Origin of the sequence: Methyloceanibacter marginalis, from assembly GCF_001723295.1 — a bacterium.
Lineage (GTDB): Bacteria > Pseudomonadota > Alphaproteobacteria > Rhizobiales > Methyloligellaceae > Methyloceanibacter > Methyloceanibacter marginalis.
This window is the reverse complement of record NZ_LPWD01000038.1, coordinates 1-2,995: the sequence shown is the minus strand read 5'-3', so window position 1 is coordinate 2,995 and position 2,995 is coordinate 1. Positions and strand designations below refer to the sequence as shown.

Below are 2,995 nucleotides of genomic sequence, written 5' to 3'. Positions count from 1 at the left end.
CACGGCATGCCGTGCCCCGGCGAGTCCGAGCGCCACAACGTGGACTGCCCAGCATCGGGGCAGTGTTCCTTTTGTGATTGCTGGCCACCTTCTATTCCTCGCTTCCCTTGTCCCCTTCACCGTTCGGCAAGCCTTTGCTTGCGGGGTCGTTCTTCTTGCCGTCGGTCTTCGTGACGTTGCCCACGATGGCCTGAGCACCCGGATGGACGTTTACGTCGCGGACGTTGACGGTCTGGGTTTGTCGGGCGCGGTGCTTGTCGCGTGCTTCGAGGAGCTTCACCACCGCGGCCGAGTTCTGGCAGAAGATCCTTGTGTACTTTTCACTCACCCAAGCGTCTTTCGAGGAGTTTACTGACTTGGCGTTCGCTTCCATGGCCGCGTTCAATCCAGCCACGGCCAGGCGGTCCAGGATCGACTCATGAGGGTCTCTGGGATCTAGTCCCGAATAGAGCGCGATGCTTCCGTGGGCGGCTCGCTCGAAATCAGTGTTCGTGTCACTCAGACGGGTCGGGATAGCGCGCATCAGTTGATGCGAGACGTGACCGTGGTATGGCTCCTTCAACTCCACCGGCTTCGCGCCGTAAGGCATCATCGCGGTGCCTTCTTCGACTTCGGCTTCGACGGGGGTCGCTGGAAGCTCATTCGCTTCCTCAGGCTCGGTGGCGTCAGGGTTAGCGTCTCCGCTCCGTCGCTGCTCACTGACGCGGCCGAGTCCTTGGCGTCGGTGTCTTGGTCAGCCGTTGCCGGTTTCGCTTCGTCTGCGGACAGGTCTTTGTCGGTGTCGAACTCGGGCGAGGTCTTCTTCTGATCGTTCATCACGATTCTCCTAAGTTGTTTTGATGTGGGTGAGGGGGGTCGTCGGGCATGAATCATCGGCCGGGCAAAAGCGCCCGATCAGTTGGCCCGAAGGCTCATGGGCCCGGACGGATTCCGGGCATCGTTTTCTTTGGGAATTTCGCGCGCCGCCTGGAGAGATTCAGGATCGCCGCGCTCGGATGTAGAGGGGCTAGAAGACCGGTTGGCTTCCTCGCGCTATTCAGCGAGACGCCGGTGGGTCAGCCGAACCCTCAGACTATGTTTGCCTGAGCCTGAGCAATTACGCCCACGGCCAGGTTCTCTCCTACTGTCTCCAGGAGTTACCGCTATCAACGGCAACTCATATGAACGATGCCTCACCGGGACGTCCGCCGTGACTGGTTTCGACACGGTAAGGGAGGCTGCCGTCCTAGTTTGTGTCTGCGTCAAGGCCCGCTTTCCTACCCAACTGGTCTGTCAGGCATGATCACGTCCCGCGCCGTCGTCTAAGCCCTGCCTGGCGTTAGGAGAAACCGCTGGTTTACCGGTCTCCTTCGCTTCGGCCAATCGCTGGTCTGCCGACTGTGGCTCGACGCAATACAGATAATACGGAAGATTCGATTATATTCAAGAGTAAAAATCGGCAGATTTCTGCAATTTTTTCGCTCAAGACAAGCGTTGCTCGTCGAAATTCGAGATGTCGACCATCTCTTGCCGGGAAAGTGATTCGTTTTTATTCACAGGTTACTCACAGCCCTACATAGTATTGTGGATAACCTTGGTTCTACTTTGCATGGGGTTGTTTGTCCGACTCGGACACTTGTTCTAGACCGTCAATCGGCCAGGGCTGCCACATACTCCCCGATCGCGAGCGACGCCGTCAGCCCCGGCGAGCCGATCCCATAGAGGGCCACGTAGCTTGCGTGCCCCGTCTCCTCAGGTCCCTGGATGACGAAGTCGCCTTGTGGCTCACCGGGGCCCGCGACGCACGGTCTGATACCCGAATAGGCCGGCGCGAGAACTCCGTCGGGGAGCCCCGGCCAGTAACGGCGGATGGCGTCGTAGAAGGCGGCCAGCCTGGTGGGGTCGACCGCGTAGTCGAGTGTTTCCACCCACTCCACATCCGGCCCGAAGCGCGCCTGCCCCCCGAGGTCGAAGGTGAGGTGGACGCCTAGGCCGCCGGCAACGGGAACGGGGTAGATCAGATGCCCGAACGGCGTCCGGCCGCTCATGGCGAAGTAGCTCCCCTTGGCGAGGTGGCGCGGCGGGATGCTCTTAAGGTCGAGGCCCTCCAGGCTGCGGGAGACATCCCAGGCCCAAAGTCCCCCGGCGTTGATCAGCAGCTTCGTCTCGATCTCGGTAGCTTCGTCGCCGCCGACGCGAAGCCGTATCGCGGGTGAGCCGAGGCTTCCTCCGAGCAAGGGCGCGCGGCACTGCACCGTGGCGCCGGCGTTCTCGGCGTCGCCCTGGAGGCTAAGCATCAGCGCGTGCCCGTCAATGATGCCGGTGGTGCCCGACAGCAGCGCAGCCGTAGCCCGCAATTCCGGCTCCAGCTCTTCCAGGCGTCCGCCGCCGATCAATTCCACGTCCTCGACGCCGTTCGCCACGGCGCGTTCATACAGCTGCTGGAGTGCCGCCTCTTCATCGGCCGATGTGGCGACCACGAGCTTGCCGCAGCGGCGGTGGGGCACGCCGCGCTCGGCGCAATATCGGTAGAGGGCGTGGCGGCCCCCGACGCAGAGACGTGCCTTAAGACTTCCCGGCGGGTAGTAGAGGCCGGCGTGGATAACCTCGCTGTTGCGCGACGAGGTTTCCTGGCCGACGCCGTCGTCGCGCTCCAGCACGAGGACCTCGCGTCCGCGCAGGCTAAGCGCCCGGGCGATCGCAAGACCGATTACGCCGGCGCCGACCACAACGGTGTCGATCCTGAACATCCAAGTCTTATAGCGCGATGGGCATGAGGGTGCGCGTCAGTTGGCGGCTTGTCAGTTGGCAGTTTGCGGCTTGTTCTTCTTCTTGGTCTGACGGTGCTTCTCGAACCGCATGTCAGATCCCTCGCGGCAGTCCATCTGCAACGAGACGACCTCGACCTTATCGGCGAAGGTATTGAAGCCCTGGTTGCCCGCTTCCTCCTTGCGCACGTAGCGGTTCGCGCAGATCGAGGTGGAGCGAACCGGGGAGCGTCGTCGACAGAATGGGC

Annotated in this window: 4 protein-coding genes; all 4 read right to left on the bottom strand. The window is 61.9% G+C overall.

Annotated elements, in window-relative coordinates; all coding sequences use genetic code 11:
• Nucleotides 1-91: 91 nt before the first annotated feature.
• On the bottom strand, nucleotides 92-592 hold the full coding sequence (locus tag AUC71_RS02200) for a hypothetical protein (RefSeq protein WP_069622955.1): 501 nt from the start codon (nucleotides 590-592) through the stop codon (nucleotides 92-94).
• Nucleotides 589-816: a hypothetical protein gene (locus AUC71_RS02195; RefSeq protein ID WP_069622954.1), complete on the bottom strand. Its 228-nt coding sequence runs from the start codon at nucleotides 814-816 to the stop codon at nucleotides 589-591. The genes AUC71_RS02200 and AUC71_RS02195 overlap by 4 nt, the downstream gene beginning before the upstream one ends.
• Before the next feature lie 812 nt (nucleotides 817-1,628).
• Nucleotides 1,629-2,729, bottom strand: a complete 1,101-nt coding sequence (locus AUC71_RS02190; RefSeq protein WP_069622953.1) for an NAD(P)/FAD-dependent oxidoreductase — start codon at nucleotides 2,727-2,729, stop codon at nucleotides 1,629-1,631.
• Between the two features lie 51 nt (nucleotides 2,730-2,780).
• Nucleotides 2,781-2,995: hypothetical protein (locus tag AUC71_RS19110; RefSeq protein ID WP_204376613.1), on the bottom strand; the 215-nt coding region annotated here is incomplete at its 5' end.

Bases quoted from the DNA above. Each gene is read 5' to 3' on its own strand.
- AUC71_RS02200 (WP_069622955.1), bottom strand. From the start codon at position 592: ATGATGCCTTACGGCGCGAAGCCGGTGGAGTTGAAGGAGCCATACCAC.
- AUC71_RS02195 (WP_069622954.1), bottom strand. From the start codon at position 816: ATGAACGATCAGAAGAAGACCTCGCCCGAGTTCGACACCGACAAAGAC.
- AUC71_RS02190 (WP_069622953.1), bottom strand. From the start codon at position 2,729: ATGTTCAGGATCGACACCGTTGTGGTCGGCGCCGGCGTAATCGGTCTT.